Origin of the sequence: Exiguobacterium sp. s28 (assembly GCF_018618135.1) — a bacterium.
Taxonomy (GTDB): Bacteria; Bacillota; Bacilli; order Exiguobacteriales; family Exiguobacteriaceae; genus Exiguobacterium; species Exiguobacterium mexicanum_A.
This window is the reverse complement of sequence record NZ_JACSLL010000001.1, coordinates 448,900-464,691: the sequence shown is the minus strand read 5'-3', so window position 1 is coordinate 464,691 and position 15,792 is coordinate 448,900. Positions and strand designations below refer to the sequence as shown.

The 15,792-nt window shown below is 52.0% G+C and carries 20 protein-coding genes; 10 read left to right on the top strand and 10 right to left on the bottom strand.

The window, feature by feature from the left end:
* Positions 1–835: endonuclease (locus KNP78_RS02360; RefSeq protein ID WP_251128409.1), on the bottom strand; the 835-nt coding region annotated here is incomplete at its 3' end.
* A gap of 247 nt (positions 836–1,082) precedes the next feature.
* Here KNP78_RS02360 and KNP78_RS02355 point away from each other — a divergent pair.
* Genes KNP78_RS02355 through KNP78_RS02340 form a run of 4 tightly spaced genes read left to right on the top strand, consistent with a single transcriptional unit; the run spans position 1,083 to position 3,888 of the window.
* Positions 1,083–1,439: a flagellar protein FlaG gene (locus KNP78_RS02355; RefSeq protein ID WP_214823223.1), complete on the top strand. Its 357-nt coding sequence runs from the start codon at positions 1,083–1,085 to the stop codon at positions 1,437–1,439.
* Between the two features lie 12 nt (positions 1,440–1,451).
* Positions 1,452–3,149 (top strand): flagellar filament capping protein FliD, encoded by a 1,698-nt coding sequence (gene fliD, locus KNP78_RS02350; protein ID WP_214823222.1) that lies wholly within the window; start codon positions 1,452–1,454, stop codon positions 3,147–3,149.
* Between the two features lie 14 nt (positions 3,150–3,163).
* Positions 3,164–3,538, top strand: coding sequence for a flagellar export chaperone FliS (fliS, locus tag KNP78_RS02345; RefSeq protein ID WP_214823221.1), 375 nt, complete (start codon positions 3,164–3,166; stop codon positions 3,536–3,538).
* Positions 3,535–3,888 (top strand): flagellar protein FliT, encoded by a 354-nt coding sequence (locus KNP78_RS02340; RefSeq protein WP_029595022.1) that lies wholly within the window; start codon positions 3,535–3,537, stop codon positions 3,886–3,888. The genes fliS and KNP78_RS02340 overlap by 4 nt, the downstream gene beginning before the upstream one ends.
* A gap of 35 nt (positions 3,889–3,923) precedes the next feature.
* Here the strand turns inward: KNP78_RS02340 and KNP78_RS02335 are convergent, their stop codons facing one another.
* Complete coding sequence (locus tag KNP78_RS02335; protein ID WP_214823220.1) at positions 3,924–4,301, bottom strand: DUF3021 family protein; 378 nt, start codon at positions 4,299–4,301, stop codon at positions 3,924–3,926.
* A gap of 190 nt (positions 4,302–4,491) precedes the next feature.
* On the opposite strand from KNP78_RS02335, the gene KNP78_RS02330 reads away from it, so the two are divergent.
* The 3 genes from KNP78_RS02330 (at position 4,492) to KNP78_RS02320 (ending at position 6,244) form a co-directional block, all read left to right on the top strand.
* On the top strand, positions 4,492–4,677 hold the full coding sequence (locus tag KNP78_RS02330; RefSeq protein ID WP_214823219.1) for a hypothetical protein: 186 nt from the start codon (positions 4,492–4,494) through the stop codon (positions 4,675–4,677).
* A gap of 148 nt (positions 4,678–4,825) precedes the next feature.
* The gene (locus tag KNP78_RS02325) at positions 4,826–5,455 is read left to right on the top strand and encodes a DUF4352 domain-containing protein (RefSeq protein WP_214823218.1); all 630 of its coding nucleotides are present in this window, start codon (positions 4,826–4,828) and stop codon (positions 5,453–5,455) included.
* Between the two features lie 198 nt (positions 5,456–5,653).
* A complete protein-coding gene (locus KNP78_RS02320) occupies positions 5,654–6,244 on the top strand; it encodes a DUF4352 domain-containing protein (protein ID WP_251128408.1) in 591 nt (196 codons plus the stop codon).
* Positions 6,245–6,275: 31 nt separating this feature from the next.
* On the opposite strand, the gene KNP78_RS02315 is transcribed toward KNP78_RS02320, so the two are convergent.
* From KNP78_RS02315 to KNP78_RS02280, 8 genes are all read right to left on the bottom strand, one after another.
* Complete coding sequence (locus KNP78_RS02315; RefSeq protein ID WP_214823217.1) at positions 6,276–6,776, bottom strand: DUF1572 family protein; 501 nt, start codon at positions 6,774–6,776, stop codon at positions 6,276–6,278.
* Positions 6,777–6,894: 118 nt separating this feature from the next.
* Positions 6,895–7,560, bottom strand: coding sequence for a DUF2225 domain-containing protein (locus KNP78_RS02310; RefSeq protein ID WP_214823216.1), 666 nt, complete (start codon positions 7,558–7,560; stop codon positions 6,895–6,897).
* 9 nt (positions 7,561–7,569) lie between these two features.
* Complete coding sequence (locus KNP78_RS02305) at positions 7,570–8,013, bottom strand: YaaR family protein (RefSeq protein WP_214823215.1); 444 nt, start codon at positions 8,011–8,013, stop codon at positions 7,570–7,572.
* 20 nt (positions 8,014–8,033) lie between these two features.
* Positions 8,034–8,858 carry a flagellin N-terminal helical domain-containing protein gene (locus KNP78_RS02300; protein ID WP_214823214.1) on the bottom strand — a complete coding sequence of 275 codons (825 nt, stop codon included), beginning with the start codon at positions 8,856–8,858 and terminating at the stop codon, positions 8,034–8,036.
* Entirely contained in the window at positions 8,842–9,222 is a 381-nt protein-coding gene (locus KNP78_RS02295; protein WP_214760512.1) for a flagellar export chaperone FliS, read from the bottom strand. The genes KNP78_RS02300 and KNP78_RS02295 overlap by 17 nt, the downstream gene beginning before the upstream one ends.
* Positions 9,219–9,509 carry an EscU/YscU/HrcU family type III secretion system export apparatus switch protein gene (locus KNP78_RS02290; protein ID WP_021065408.1) on the bottom strand — a complete coding sequence of 97 codons (291 nt, stop codon included), beginning with the start codon at positions 9,507–9,509 and terminating at the stop codon, positions 9,219–9,221. The genes KNP78_RS02295 and KNP78_RS02290 overlap by 4 nt, the downstream gene beginning before the upstream one ends.
* 9 nt (positions 9,510–9,518) lie before the next feature.
* A complete protein-coding gene (locus tag KNP78_RS02285) occupies positions 9,519–11,183 on the bottom strand; it encodes a hypothetical protein (protein ID WP_251128407.1) in 1,665 nt (554 codons plus the stop codon).
* A gap of 89 nt (positions 11,184–11,272) precedes the next feature.
* The gene (locus KNP78_RS02280; RefSeq protein ID WP_138859057.1) at positions 11,273–11,767 is read right to left on the bottom strand and encodes a competence protein ComK; all 495 of its coding nucleotides are present in this window, start codon (positions 11,765–11,767) and stop codon (positions 11,273–11,275) included.
* A 273-nt stretch (positions 11,768–12,040) separates the two neighbouring features.
* On the opposite strand from KNP78_RS02280, the gene cspD reads away from it, so the two are divergent.
* The 3 genes from cspD (at position 12,041) to secA (ending at position 15,786) form a co-directional block, all read left to right on the top strand.
* The gene (gene cspD, locus KNP78_RS02275) at positions 12,041–12,238 is read left to right on the top strand and encodes a cold-shock protein CspD (RefSeq protein ID WP_021065411.1); all 198 of its coding nucleotides are present in this window, start codon (positions 12,041–12,043) and stop codon (positions 12,236–12,238) included.
* A gap of 322 nt (positions 12,239–12,560) precedes the next feature.
* Positions 12,561–13,121 carry a ribosome hibernation-promoting factor, HPF/YfiA family gene (gene hpf, locus KNP78_RS02270; protein WP_021065412.1) on the top strand — a complete coding sequence of 187 codons (561 nt, stop codon included), beginning with the start codon at positions 12,561–12,563 and terminating at the stop codon, positions 13,119–13,121.
* Between the two features lie 142 nt (positions 13,122–13,263).
* Complete coding sequence (gene secA, locus KNP78_RS02265) at positions 13,264–15,786, top strand: preprotein translocase subunit SecA (protein ID WP_214823213.1); 2,523 nt, start codon at positions 13,264–13,266, stop codon at positions 15,784–15,786.
* Positions 15,787–15,792: the final 6 nt, after the last annotated feature.

The window sequence follows — 15,792 nt, the reverse complement described above, 5'->3', positions numbered from 1 at the left end:
ATGCTTCACGGTTTTTCACGTCTCGCCATTTATAAACGACTGACCAATACGTTCGATTTAATCGATATGCAATCTCTAAATCGGTAACCCCTTGGTGTTTCCATTTAATTAATGAAGCAATTTCATCATCTGAATAAGGGCGGGCGGGAACAGACACTCTCACCCTATAGTCAGGATATATTGATTTGTAGTGCTCGATTTCGGAGGCGAGACGTGTTTTCCAATCTAGCTTATATGCGAAGGCTGGCAATTCAAAAAGATAAGGGTGCAAGAGGTCGAGTATTTGAAACGTATCTGTCACTTTAGTCGTTTTCAGATAGTATCCCGTTCCGCTCGGTGTACCTGAAGTTCTGACAATGACATCGAAGCGTTCAAATAAAAATAGGGCCAACTGTTCTAACTGTTCTTTGGAGAAGGCCTGTAAATACAAGGCGATATGCGGCGTGAATTGGATCTCTTTTTTTCGATGATTAAATCGTTTGCTGAGTAGAAGTGAACCATCATCAAGATAAAGAGTAAGTAAAAATGCTGGATGATGCACGCCATCGAGTAGTTCGAATGGTATGTGCTTTTTGTTGTTTGGATAGAAAAGCGGGAACAATTTCGTCATGAGAGGAATTGAACGTGATACTAGATTGTCGCCGCGTAAGTAAAGTAAGTCTGGAAGTTTGGTCTGTTTCCATTGCCGATAACTTAATTGCCCCATACTAAAATGTTCGCGATAACTGTTGTTAATACGGCGATCGTACGGATAACATTTCGTAATCTCTCCATCTCCTAAAATACTCGCTAGTAAGATTGCAACTTGCTCGTCTGTCAGTCCTCCCCAATCCATTATCTCTCATCTCCTCATTTTAAAGATCATCACAGAATATATTCCCGATTATCTTAAAAGACCCGAAACATTAAAGTGTGACGTCGGAATATTCATATTCGCTGATTCATCTAAATGATTAGAATCCGGTCATAGAAAATTTTTCATTTTAGAGATCTAAGTTAGAATTCAATAAACTGCTACAAACTAAGAGGTAACATGTCGATATAGTAAACGAGAACAATTAGTAAATGAGGAGTAGAACATTATGAACCCGACCATTTCTGAAGTCCGGCTTCACTTACCTTCTTCTGTTTTGCCGTATGAACAAACGAAAAACGTGTTCGTCGAAGCGAATCAAAAAGCACTCGCTGACGAAGGTATCGTTATTCTCCCGACGCCTCAACACGTGACAAAGTTAGAGGCTGCCGTCGAGAAGGCAAACCGTGTGTTAGAACAACAACGTACTGGTCTTAAGTTTATGAAACATGAAAAATTGAACGACTATTATATTCAAATTGTGGACACGAACAACGAAGTCATTCGTGAAATCCCAAGCAAGAAGTCCCTCGACTTTTTCGCGGCGTTTATGGAATTCAATCAGCTCTTCGATGAACGTGTATAAAGGAGGTCCATCATGACAACACCTATCCGATTCGGCGGACTCGCCAGTGGGATTGATACCGATACAATTATTAAGCAGTTGATGCAAGTGGAACGAGTACCGGTCGACAAGCTTGAACAAAAGAAACAAACGACTGAATGGAAACGAGACGCTTACCGTGAAATCAATCGCTCGCTTATGACCCTTCGTAACAGCGCAGTAGATCTCATGTTCAGCCGAAATTTCTATGCGAAGACATCTAGTTCTTCTGATGAGTCGCGTGTCTCCGTAGTTGCTGGACCATCGAGCGGGAATACGGCTATTAAAATTGAATCAGTCGAGAATTTGGCGACGGCGGCTTCAACGGTAGTTGAACCACTAACAAAGACTGATTTGCCAATCACCGCTTCGACTAAAATTTCTGATCTTAAAGGGCTGGTTGCCGGACAAAAACGGGTTCATCAAGATGCTGACGACAAAGAGATGCTGTTGGCGAAGGGTCTTGATTTTTCTACCGTCGTCTTAAAAGACAAAGACGATAACACGTTAATCAATGCCGACTTTACTTACGATGCGGTAACGGGGAAATTGACAGCCAATGAACTGACGAAATATCCTGAAGGTGTCATTCCGAAAGGTGTCGTTGCGGAGTACACGAGCGGTACAGGATATGAACTAGGATTTAAGTCGTCTGCGACAGGGTCACATCAAAAAATCGAGCTTGCAGCTGATGCGACCGTGCAAGATTTAATCAGTCAATTGAATGGGAAAGACACAGGCCTATCGGCATTCTTTGAGCCGTCTACAGGTAAAATCTCGATTTCGACGAAAGAGACGGGACAGTCCGCGACCATCGATTTTGATGCGGAGTCACGGACCGCTCTAGGCTTAAGTAGTGCTCCGACTGGTGTGGACGCTAAATTTAAAATTAACGGTATTGAAGTAACACGTTCTTCGAATACCGTTACGTTTGATAATATGACGATCACCTTGAAAGCAGAGTTCAAGGAAGCAAGTAATCCGGCGCCTGTCACATTATCTGCCGCAACTGACACTCAAAAAGTATTTGATAACATCAAAGGATTTGTCGATAAGTATAACGAGACGATTGATTTGATGAACAAGAAAATCAAAGAAGACCGTTTCCGTTCATTCGCACCGCTCACGCAAGCGCAACGAGATGAGTTGTCTGAAGATGAAATCAAGAAGTGGGAAGAGAAGGCAATGAGCGGTATGCTTCGTGGTGATACGATTGTTCGCAGCGCGATGGATACGATGCGTGGCAAATGGTCGAGTACATCTGCTTCAACAAACGACGATGCAATGCAGCAATTGTTTCAAATCGGTTTAGCGACCGGTGCTGATTTCACGAATGGCGGAAAGATTGAGTTAGACGAGGAAAAACTAAGAGCCGCTATCGACAAAGATCCGGAACAAGTATACGAAATTTTTACAAACGAAAATACAGGATTGTTACCTCAAATACGTGATACAGCTATTTCTTCTCGTACGTCAATCACTCGAATTGCTGGCGTGGACGGTGCCGGTGCCCCGACGTATTCAATGGGGCGTGAGATGACTGCGATAGATACTCGTATTCAGCGCTTGAATGACTTACTTATAAATAAAGAAAACGCCTACTACCGTCGCTTTGCAGCGATGGAAACGGCGATGAACCAGGCGAACTCGCAAGCCGCCTCATTGCAACAGTTCTTAGGCGGCGGGATGTAAGAGGAGGAATTTAAATGGTAGCCAATCCATATGCAGCATATCAAAATAATGCGGTCACGACCGCGAACCCACAGGAATTGACGCTCATGCTGTATGACGGGGCGCTCAAGTTCATGCGCCTCGCCAAACTTGCCATCGAGCAAGGAAATCCAGATTTGAAGAACACGAATATCCAGAAGACACAAGCCATCTTTCAAGAGATGCGCTTGACGCTCAATAAAAACATCGAAATCTCGGCAAACTTGGACTCGCTCTATGAGTACATGTGGCGTCGTCTCGTCGATGCGAACGTCAAGAATGACACGACGATCCTCGACGAAGTACTCGACTTTACGACGGAGCTCCGCGACACGTGGAAGGAAGCGATGAAACTCGCGAAGCAAGCATGAGACCCATCGATGAGATTATCTTCAAAACGCAACGACTAAAGGATTTGCTGGCGAAAGTGCCGGAAGAGCCGACATACGACACCTGGATGGACCAAATCCATGAGTTGCTTGACGATCGTGAGCAACTGCTCGCGGCGCATGGACCGGACTTGAAAGACGCCGATCAGACTGTGATTCGTCAGCTCGTCGATGACAGTCAACAGATTGCACGCTTAATCGAGGCCGAGCATCAACGACTTGGGATGACACTCGGGACGGCTCGACAAGAACGGAAGACGGTCAAGTCATACGTCGACCCATATGAAGACGTTGATTCGAACTTCTCAGGATTGTTTGATCAACAGACATAAAACAGCTCGAAGGCGCGCCTTCGAGCTGTTTTCGTTTATGAAGCTTTGACTTGTCGTCGTATTTTCAACAGGATTCTGGACAAGGTAAACAAAATCAGACCACTTACATTGAATTTTAAATACGTGAGTAGAGCGTCTTGCAGTGATGTCACCGGGAGAAAGCCACTGAATATGATGAGCGGCAGAATCGTCACATGCATCGTGGCCCAATGTATCAGAATCTGTTTTCGGAACGACCACTGTCGAACTTCATAGATGACACTTGTCAGACCAAGGAAGAACGCCATCCCACCATACACGACCATACTATGTACACCATCCATGTTTCCGGTCCACCATTGGTACATCGCAAGCAACCCGAATATCAAACACCACTTCACACCGCGAACCAATCCTCGTTTCAATAAAGTCATCTAAATCGTCCCTTCACTCATTTGTTGTCCTTATCTACGACTCAACTTATAAAAAGTTTCAATTTCGAAGTAATGGTGCAATATCGTCTGTTTTCGTTTACAATCGAACAAATACCACTTAAACCGGTAAAAAACCGGGTAAATACCACTGTAACCGTTGCTTCTTTTCTGGAAAGGGGAGGGAAACGAGATGAGTGAGAAAAAAGTGAAACCTGAGTCAACGAAAGACCGTCGTTACTTCGTCTACGGTCCAGAAGGGGCGTACGATGAATATGTAGAACGTGACCCGAAACTTGAGGCGTATGTCGAAGACGATGCGCCAATCGAAGACGGTCCCGATCCGTACGAGGAAGAAGAGCTCAAATCAAGAGGATAATATAGCCGAAGTCAAGGTCATTTCAACGACCTTGGCTTTTATTTATTCAGGGTCGTAACCTTATACGTTTTCTTACCTCGGTCAGACTAGCCAATCCAGTATGCTCATCTTATCAACCACCACTCACACGAAAAAGGAGAGAGTTAAGATGAACATGAAACGATTTGGATTGTTGCTAGCTTTACCACTGACGCTACTTGTCGGATGCGGGGAAGCCGATGAACTGAAGACGGCGGCGACCGACACAGAGGAAGTCGTCGAAGCAGAGAAAACGGAGGAACCAGCTCCAGAATCAACAACAGAAGATGAAGTACAGGAGAGCGAGCTCGGCTCGAACCACATCTACATGAAGAACAAAGCGCTCGACATCAAAGAGACGATTGGCTCCGTCAACTTCGCCATCGATAAAGTCCAGACGTCACGGCTCACGGTCAACGAAGCTTACCGCGACTCGTTTGACGGACAAGAAGAAGTGACGGTCGTCGCGATGAACATGATTGTTGAGAACACGATTGATGAGACGGTCAATTTTTATCCGGATCAAGCGACGCTCGTGACGAACACAGGGGAACAAGTGACAGCCGATCTGTGGTTCTCGGATGACGTTGGCGGGGAGTTCCTAGGCAAAGTGAAGAAGGAAGGGAACGTCCTGTTCTTCGTCAAAGCGATGCCAGAAGAGTTGGCGGACGTGAAAGTCGTAATTGATGGACCTTCGGACGCGGACTATCAGTCAATCGGAGAGTCCCGTTACGAATATACAATCAATGTCGAAAAATAAACAATGGCCGCGCCAGGGAACTGGTGCGGTCGTTTTGTGTCCTGACTAATACCTAAAAAATTTTACGTTTCACTCGAATTCCCTTCTAAAAATGGGGAATAAGATTTATATAAGTTGGAAAAGTCTTGAGGTAAAGGAGAGGATTGGATTGAAGTCGTACGGATTCATCTTAGCCATTCCCTTGCTCATGTTAGTCGGATGTGGAGACACGGAGTCCTCATCGACTACTACCGACCTACCAGTCAAAGTGAAAGCGTTCCGTCGACAGACAGCCAAGAAAAACCGGAAGAAACAGAAACAGTGCAAGAGGAAGAGTTTGAAGTACAGGAAGATGAGATTGGCCGTAGTCAAATTTACATGAAGAACCGGAATCTTGGGATTGAAGAAACGATTGGGCCAATCATCTTTCAAATCGATAAGGTGCAAACGCTGCGTCTAGAAGTCGCTTCTGATTATCGATTCATGTTCGATGATCAAAAAGAAGTGACCATCGTCTCGTTCAATGTCATCGTTGAGAACACGAGTGATGAGACGGTCAGCTTTCATCCGAACCAAGCCAGGCTTGTGACAAACACAGGCGAACAGGTTAATGCTGACATCGTCATTTCAGAGGATGTAGGCGGAGAGTTTTTAGGGAAAGTGAAAAAAGAAGGAGGGGTACTGTTCCATGTCGAATCGATGCCGGAAGAACTGACAGAAGTCCGATTCGTCGTTGAAGGACCTTATGATGATCAATATCGTCCGATTGCCGAGGAGCGATACGAATATACAATCGATGTCACAAAATAATAGAACGCGCATCTCCGCGATGCGCGTTCTGTTATTTCCGCTGATGCGGCAACGGAATCGTCAACACGTTCCAATTCTCACCGGCGAAAACTTTCGCGAGAAAAACGATCTGTCCGACGTGATAGCTATAGTGCGACACTTGCTTCTCAATCGCCCAGATGACGGTCTTCTCTTGGCCGCGGATGAAGACGGTCTTCCCGAGATCTTCCGGCGTGAGGCTCACCAAGACGTCATCCAACAGCTGCCAACGTTCATCCCATGTCGCCATGAGTTCAGCGCGGGACTGTTGTTGGTCCTCGAACTCGGCGTCACGGTTCCGGTCCGGCTTCTCGCCGTCCGTCGTCAGAAAATCGGTCCAGCGTGACTTCATGTTGTTCGAGATATGTTGCACGATGACCGTGAGCGAGAGCGTGTCCTTCGCGAGCACGCGATGCATGTCCTCATCGTTCACTTGCTTCAACGCGTCCTCGGCGAGCTGTTTCTGTTCCTGGAAAATCGAGCGTACCGTTTCGATATAACGTGCTTCAAACATGGAATGACCTCCTTTGGATTCCTACTAAGCATACCGCATTCCGGACGTGAGCGTTTGTCCGTGAGTGGATGAGCGCGGTTTTTTTGTATGCGAAAAGGGAGAGACGCGGCTCTCCCTTTTACGCGTGTTCGATTCTAAAGTCTTCCCAATGCGACCGGGCTTGTGTGCGGATCCGCTCCGACACTTCCTTGCTACCGAGCAAGATGCCGTACCAACGCCTCGCGTCCTCATACAGACCGAGCGCGGCCGACAAGTCGGCGATCCGCAGCATGAGCTGGTCGTACGGGAGGCCGGTCCGGACTTGGTCCGTGTACGCCTCTTGTACCTCGTTGTATTTGTCGAGCGTCCGTTTCATCCATTCCTTCTCGGACGCCTCATTCCCCGTCAGGCGATACATCCAGACGAGCCGCATGCCGAGCATGGCGACGACGGACGGTTTCTGCCCGCTCAGTTGGGCCGTCACGACGGCGAACTTGTACAGCCGGATGACGTGCTCCGCCGAACGGTCACCGTTGAGCGCCTCGGCGTTGACGCGGTCGAAGTAGCCCGTCTCGAGCGCCTCACGATGCGTCTTTCTCACCTTGTCGAACGAGTCGTGAAAGACGAGGTGACAGTGACTGCAGACGGTCGGCTCATAAAAGTATGGGTTCGGGCCGTCGTACGTCGTATATCCGTCCTTCGCGACGTCCTGCGGCCGGATGTGGCGTGACAGCACGCGCGGCGTCTCGCTCTGTTTCAAACAATACGGACATTTCACTTTTTTCGAAAAGATATGTTCTGCCATTACTTCACCTCACACGTATACGTTGACGAGCAGGCCGCGAATCTCACCGACTTGATCGAGGAGCGAGAGACGTGACGTCTCGCCCGAGATGACCTGGTCCGTCAGCGCGAGCAGCTTCTGGTCGACCTGTTCGACGATCTTATAAATCTTGGCGCGGCCACGGCGGTTGAAGCCGCGTTTGTCCTCGAGGCGGAGTGCCGCGTCAACGGCGTCCTTCATAAAGTCTTTGATGAGCTGTTTATATTCGGCGAGCGACTCGACCGTCTGGCTTTCGGCGAGGAGTTCGCCTTTCTCGTGAATGGCCGCGATTTGGCGTTGGAAGCGCTCGTGCTCGCGGTCCTCCCGTTTTTGACCGATGACGTTCTGGAACGAGACGCCAGGCTCAGCCTCGGGGCGTTTCGCCTTACCGGCGCCGTGAAGCGACTGTGTCTCCATGATGCGACGAATGTCCATAGGATCCGTCCTTCCTTAAGTTAGTTCAACAATTGTAGCACGCCTTGCGGCAACGCGTTCGACTGGGCGATCATCGCCATGCCGGACTGGTTCAAAATGTTGAGACGGGCGAAGTCCATCATCTCGCGCGCCATGTCGGCGTCGCGGATGCGTGACTCGGACGCCGTCAAGTTCTCGGACCCGATCGTGACGACGCTTACGTTCGCTTCCAAACGGTTCTGGATGGCACCGAGCTTCGAGCGTTCGAGCGAGACCTTTTGGATGGCGGCGTCGAACTTGGCGATGGCGTCATTGGCGCCACCTTGTGTCGTCACATCCAAGCCGTCAATCCCGAGTGCGTCAGCACGCATGTCGTCGACGTTCAAGACGACGCCTTCACCGCTGCCGGCCCCGAGTTGGAAGAAGAGCGTCTCATTGCCGGCGATAAAGTCACCGTTCATGATCTTCTTCGAGTTGAACTCGGTCGTCTCGGCGATCCGGGTCACTTCAGCCGTGAGCGCCGCAATCTCGTCTTGAATCGCCTTCGCGTCATCACCGCTGAGCGTCCCGTTCGACGCTTGGACCGACAGTTCGCGCATCCGTTGCAGGAGGGCGTGCGTCTCGCTCATCCCACCTTCGAGCGTCTGGGTGAGCGAGATCCCGTCGAGCGTGTTGCGCTCGGCCATCGACAACGAGTCGAGGCGGATGCGCATCTTCTCGGAGATGGCGAGCCCGGCCGCATCGTCGGACGCCTTGTTGATGCGGACACCGCTCGAGAGTCGGTCCATCGTCTTTTTCATCGTCGCCTGGTTGACCGTGAGCGACGAGTAGGCTTTCAGTGCCTGGACGTTATTGGTAATTTTCATAGCGGTTTCCTCCTGCCGGTACGGGTTTCAGACGGGCATTCTCGATCGCCTCGCCCCATGTCTGGTCGAGCTCGGTCGCGAGACCGTGGAGCTCCTCGATTTTGTCCATGTCTTGTTCAATCAACGCCTCGAGGCTCGATTTCGCCATATAGAGGTAAAGCTCGTCGAGTTGGGCCGAGATGATGCCGCCTCCGTCGTGGAGTCCTTGATGGAGCTTCGCGAGCAGCTCGCGGGCTTGACGTAAATGACGGTTGCGTTCGGCGATCGTCGCCGTCCTAGCTTGTTCATAGTGATAGACGAGCGCGTGGAGCATCGCTTGCGTCAGCTCTTCCGGGCTCATTTCGTATAATCGGTTCGGGTTCATGATGGGTCTCCTTTGATGGTGTCGAGTTCTTCGATCAGTAATAGCACTTCGGCCATGACGTCATACAGTTGGGGCGGGATCGCGTCCCCGAGGTCGAGGTCGAGCAGGTGGCCAAGGAGCGAATGGTCATGCTCGATGGCGACGCCGCGCGCTCTCGCCTCATCTAAGATTTTATCGGCGACGGCACCAGTCCCGCGGGCGACGATGACCGGGGCACGGTCAATCGTCTCGTCATAGCGGACGACGGCGGCCGTCTTGCGTTTCGTCAAATCCATGCGTTGATACATAACAGCCTCCTAGATGCGGAAATCATAGCCGGTCGTCTCGAGTGTCGGACGCTCGGTCTCCGGTCGGTCGGACTTCGTAAGCGGGCGGAACTGGGTCGTCACGCTCTTGTAGCCGATCGCCTCGAGCGTCGTCTCGATCTTGCCGAGCAGGGGACGCGCGAGTGCCTCGACGGTCGGGTCATCGTGTTCAAGCGTGAGCCGGAGATTCCGGTCAATCGCTTCGAGCTTGACGCCAATCTCGCCGAGCCGCGGCGTCTCGAGCCGGATATAGAGCACGCTGTTCTCCCAGTCGACGACGTCCCCGGCCTCCCGGTTTTGGATATGGACGTGGATACCGGTGTCGATCTCTTGGACTTTCGCCGGCAAGGCGAGGATGAGCTGCTGGAGCTGTCCACCGTCGAGCCGGTTCAACGTCTGTTGGACTTGGAAGAACGAGGCGAGCCGCTGCGCTTCAGGTGTCGCCGCATCGGTCTTTAGCGACAGCGTCGAGGCCTGAACGCGCTGCGCCGTCTCTTGGATGACGCGGCCGGATAGGTTCGGGTCGACCTTGAACGGTGTGACGCGCGGCAGTTCGCCGGCGCGGGTCGCCTGGTGCGGGATGTATTCGAGCCGGACATGGTTCGGCACGTAGCGGAACTCGTTCAAGCTGGCGCGCACTTCTTTGATGAGCGCGGCACTCTCGGCCGGTTTCGTCGACAGCAACCCGAGGGCGACGTCGAGCTTCGCCGTCATCGCGACGAGCGCCTTCTCTTGGGTCGCGCTCGTATGTAGCAGGGCGTCCGTCTTTTGGATGAGTTGCGTCAGCCGGGTCGACACCGTCTCGAGCGCGGGGCGCGCCTGATGCGGGTTCGTCTCGACGAGGGCGGCGACTTGGCCGAGCTGTTTCGTCACCGTCACTTGCTCGTTTTGGAACGTGTTCGTCACGGTCGCGAGATGTGTCGTCACTTCTTTGACGAGCACCGGTCGGCCGAGAACGGGCGGTAACGCCTCGCGCGGCTCGATTCGCGTCGGGCGTGGCTCGGGTAATTCGTTGATGAGTCGGTCGACCGTCTCCGGTGTCGGCGTCAAACGTTCGCTGACGGGACGCGACAAGTTGACGTGCTCGATGAAACGTTCTTTCTGAGGGTAGGGGGCGTCGGGTGCCGGACGAGTCACCAGTTGTCTCGCTTCATCTAATGACGCGACGGCGATGTCGCGGGCGACGTCACGCGGGAGCGTGGGCGCCTCGATTGTCTTTAGCCAAAGGACCGCATCGCGCAGGTCACCTTTAAAGACGGTTTCGAGCAGACGCACCGTGTCCTCGTTCATCGGCAACCGTCCCGATTGGAGCAAACGGCTGACGGCGCTCCGCACCTCGGGCGGTAGCGACGCGAGCAACGCTTGGATTTTTGTATCGAGTTTCACCGGTTGGCCGCTCGAAGTGTCCGGCGTCTCCGGCTCAGGCTTGACGACGATCGTCCCGATTAGCTGGCCGTCTTGTTCGGCGAGCGTCAATTGGAACGGATTCGTCTTTGGGAGCCCGCCTTCGAACGTGACCTCGACGTGCTCGCCGTTGATTTTAACGATGCCGGAGTCGGGTCCGGTCTGTTTGACGAGTTCGGTCTTATAGACCCGGTTCGTTTGGATACCGGCCGTGACCGCGACGGCCGCGGTCAAAGGGGATTGGATTTGCATAGTTGTCACCTCGACCAATATATCGACCTCTTTTTCAAAAAGTGAAGCGAAACCGACAGAAAAAAACCTCCCGTCGGACGACGGAAGGGTCAGGATTCGAGCAAGGCGTTCTGGTTCAATTGTTGAAACCGGGCGACGAGTTCGCCCGTCGCTTTCAGCTGGTTGCGGAGGACGTACGCGGTCGCATTCGTTTGAATCCGGTGACCGTCCTGGGTGACGACCGAGCCGTTCGGCTCTAGCGAGTCACTCGAGATGTCACGGATGTGGGACCAGGCGTACCATTCGCAATCAGGGCGCTTCGGGGACTTCGTCGGGAAGAAGACGAGCCCGGACGTCGGTTCGATGACGACAGGCACTTTGCCTTTGACACCGGCGACGCGCTTGGCAACGAAGATGCGTTCCTCGATCGAACTGCTGTACTGGCGGCACGAGAGCTGCAACAGCTGGTAGGGCCGGAGCGGCGTCATGATCTCAGATCCGTCCTCGAGAATGATCCGCGATTGCATCGTCATGTCTCGACATGGCAAAATCGCCACCGTCCGTTTCGTGATACGGTATTTCTCCTCGGAATGGTAGGGGCGCATACAGCTGCACCGTCCTTTTCGTATTGGATTTTCAGGCTCGGCCATAACAGATGGAACACAAACCTAAATCATCCCTTCCATGATATATCACAAAATATGTAAATTCAATAAGACGATATGAAAAGTAGGGAAATATAATTCCAATGTAAGCCAAACGCGAATTCGTTTGCAAAAATTTGAGAAAGTGTTTGTCACGCCTGCAAGAAGGTGGTAAGATTACCGATAGAGGGAAAGCCTCTGTATTCTTCAATGGTGAAAGGAATGGATTTACACATGGTAGGTAAAGTAAAATGGTTTAACTCAGAAAAAGGTTTTGGATTCATCGAAGTAGAAGGCGGCAAAGACGTATTCGTACACTTCTCAGCAATCCAAACTGACGGCTACAAATCACTTGACGAAGGTCAAGAGGTAGAGTTTGAAATCGTTGATGGCGAGCGTGGCCCACAAGCGGCTAACGTTACAAAATTATAATTTCGAACCACGAGTCGGCTCCTAACGGGGCCGACTTTTTTGTTTTTCTCACATAATGTCCTTCCCAATCAAAATCGCGTTTAAGAACGGACAGAACGGGTAGTTTGTTTCTATACTACCGATTCATCTAGAAGACGGACCTGTCGGAACAAAATTGTCATTATTTTATGATGATAACGTTTTCAAACGATTCGGATTCGGGGTATACTATAAATGAGCCACCTGGTTCCACTTTCTTTTTAAGATTTAAGAAATGAAGCAGGAGATTCGGTCCAATCTGACGAATCATTGGGTCAAGCGGTTATTTTAAGGAGGAGTTCAGATGATTTATAACATTCGCGGCGAAAACATTGAAGTCACACCAGCCATCCAAGACTATGTCGAGAAAAAGCTGGACAAATTGACTCGGTATTTCACAACTCCTACGGATGCACAGACGGCTTACGTCAACTTGAAAGTGTACAATGAGAAACAAAAAGTGGAAGTGACGATCCCGATGCCGAACTTGTTGCTCCGTGCTGAGGAGACCAACCTCGACATGTACGCGGCAATCGACCTCGTCGTCGACAAATTGGAACGTCAAATCCGTAAACACAAAACGAAACTCAACCGTAAATCGCGTGCCAAAGATGGCGGTATCGGCGAGTACTTCAAATCACTCGAAGGTCCCGAAGACGTGGTCGTCTATGACGAGGACGAGGCAGAACTCGAACTCGTGCGGACGAAGCGTTTCACGCTCAAACCGATGGACACGGAAGAAGCGATTCTTCAGATGGACATGCTCGGTCACAGCTTCTTCGTCTTCTCAGACGCAGAGACGGGCAACACGAACGTCGTCTACCGTCGTAAAGACGGCAAATACGGCTTGATCGAACCTGAATAATTCAACCTTGAAACCACACGGCCCTCCGACTCGGAGGGCCGTTTCCTTTTGCCTTTCCTTGAAAGCAAGGGTCACTTCGGTTAAACTGTACATTAGGGAAAAAACATGCATTTTTTCAGTGAATGCAGAGGAGATAAAGCGTATGGCGAACTTTTTGAAAGATTTATTTGCTCCACAGAAACGAGTATTGAAAAAAGCAGAAAAAGCGGCCGACCTCGTCGAGTCGTTCGCCGAACCGATCAAGGCATTGTCTGACGAAGCACTTCAGGCGAAGTCGGTTGAGTTCCGGGAGCGTTTGGACAAGGGCGAGACGCTTGACGATATTTTGCCAGAAGCGTTCGCGGTCTGCCGCGAGGCGTCCGAGCGCGTGCTCGGCATGCGCCACTACCGTGTCCAGCTCATCGGGGGCTACGTGCTCCATAACGGCGACATCGCCGAGATGAAGACCGGGGAAGGGAAGACGCTCGTCGCGACCCTCCCGGTGTACTTGAACGCGCTCACGGGACGCGGCGTCCACGTCGTGACGGTCAACGAATACTTGGCCCGCCGTGACAAAGAACTCATGGAACCGCTCTACTTCGCGCTCGGTCTCTCGGTCGGCCTCAACGTGTCGAACATGGACCGCGTCGAGAAGCAGGCGGCATACAACTGTGACATCACGTACTCGACGAACAACGAGCTCGGTTTCGATTATTTGCGTGACAACATGGTCCTTTATAAAGAAGACCGTGTCCAACGCGAGCTCTACTTCACGATCGTCGATGAAGTCGACTCGATTCTCGTCGATGAGGCGCGGACCCCGCTCATCATCTCGGGATCGGCTCAAAAATCGACAGAACTCTATACACGGGCCGACGCGTTCGTGCGGACGCTCAAGATCGAGGACGACTACACGGTCGACGTGAAGACGAAATCGGTCCTCTTGACGGACAAAGGGGTCGACCTCGCCGAGAAGTTCTTCGGCATCGACAACTTGTTCGCGATCGAGCACGTCTCGGTCAACCACCACGTCGGACTCGCCCTTCGTGCCAACGCCGTCATGCATCATGACGTCGACTATATGGTCCGCGACGGCCAAGTCATGATCATCGACCAGTTCACGGGTCGGGTCATGGACGGACGCCGCTACTCGGAAGGGTTGCACCAGGCGATCGAGGCGAAAGAAGGCGTCGAGATTCAACGCGAATCGATGACGCTCGCGACGATCACGTACCAGAACTACTTCCGTATGTATGAGAAGCTGGCCGGGATGACCGGGACGGCGAAGACGGAGGAAGAAGAGTTCCGTAACATCTACAATATGCAGGTCGTGACGATCCCGACGAACAAACCGATCCTTCGGGAAGACCGTTCGGACCTCATCTTCAAATCGATGGAAGGCAAGTTCAAAGCCGTCGTCGACGAAATCATGGCAGCCCACGCGACGGGACAACCGGTCCTCGTCGGGACGGTCGCCGTCGAGACGTCGGAGTATTTGAGCAAGCTCCTCTCGAAGAAGAAGGTCAAACACGAAGTGTTGAACGCGAAGAACCACGCCCGTGAGGCCGAAATCGTCGAGAACGCCGGACAAAAAGGTTCGGTCACGATCGCGACGAACATGGCCGGACGCGGTACCGACATCAAGCTCGGCGAAGGCGTCATCGAGCTCGGCGGATTATACATCGTCGGGACCGAGCGCCACGAATCGCGCCGGATCGACAACCAGCTCCGTGGACGGGCCGGACGACAAGGGGACCCGGGTAAATCCCAGTTCTACTTGTCACTCGAAGACGAGCTTATGCGCCGCTTCGGTACCGACAGCCTCCAGAGCATGATGGAGCGCCTCGGCATGGACGACACGCAACCGATCGAGAGCCGCATGGTCTCGAAAGCGGTCGAGTCGGCCCAAAAACGTGTCGAAGGCAACAACTACGACGCACGGAAACAGCTCCTCGGCTACGATAACGTCATGGCCGACCAACGGAAAGTCATGTACAAAGACCGGGCCAGCATCCTCGAGAACGAATCGGTCACGGACATCGTCCGTTCGATGATTCAAGAGACGGTCGAGACGGGCGTGGCGCAATATACGCCGCTCGAACTCGTGCCGGAAGAGTGGAACATCGAGGAACTCGCGCACTGGGCCAACCAGACGCTCGCCCTCGAGCAACCGGTCGAAGGCAAGGACTTCTTCGGCAAAGAGCGCGAAGAAATCATCGAGCTCCTCGCTGAACGTACGAACGCGCAGTATGAGGCGAAACGCCAACTCGCGCCACCGGAACGCTTCAACGAGTTCGAGAAGATCATCGTTCTCCGTGCCGTCGATTCGCACTGGATGGCGCACATCGACCATATGGACCAGCTTCGTCAAGGGATTCACTTGCGCGCTTACGGGCAGAATGACCCGCTCCGTGAGTATCAGGCGGAAGGGATCAACATGTTCGATGCGATGAATGTGGCCATCTCCGAAGAAGTGACCGGCTTCGTGCTCCGTGCCGAAGTCGGCGACAACCTCCGACGCGAGAAAGTCGTCGAGGAGGAAGTGGCGGTGTCTGGCAAGGACGACACGCCGGTGAAGAAAAAGCCGGTCCGTCGCTCTGAAGACCAACGGCTCGGGCGCAACGACCCGTGCTGGTGTGGTTCAGGCAAGAAGTTCAAAAACTGCCACGGCAAACAACAGGCTTAATTTTGA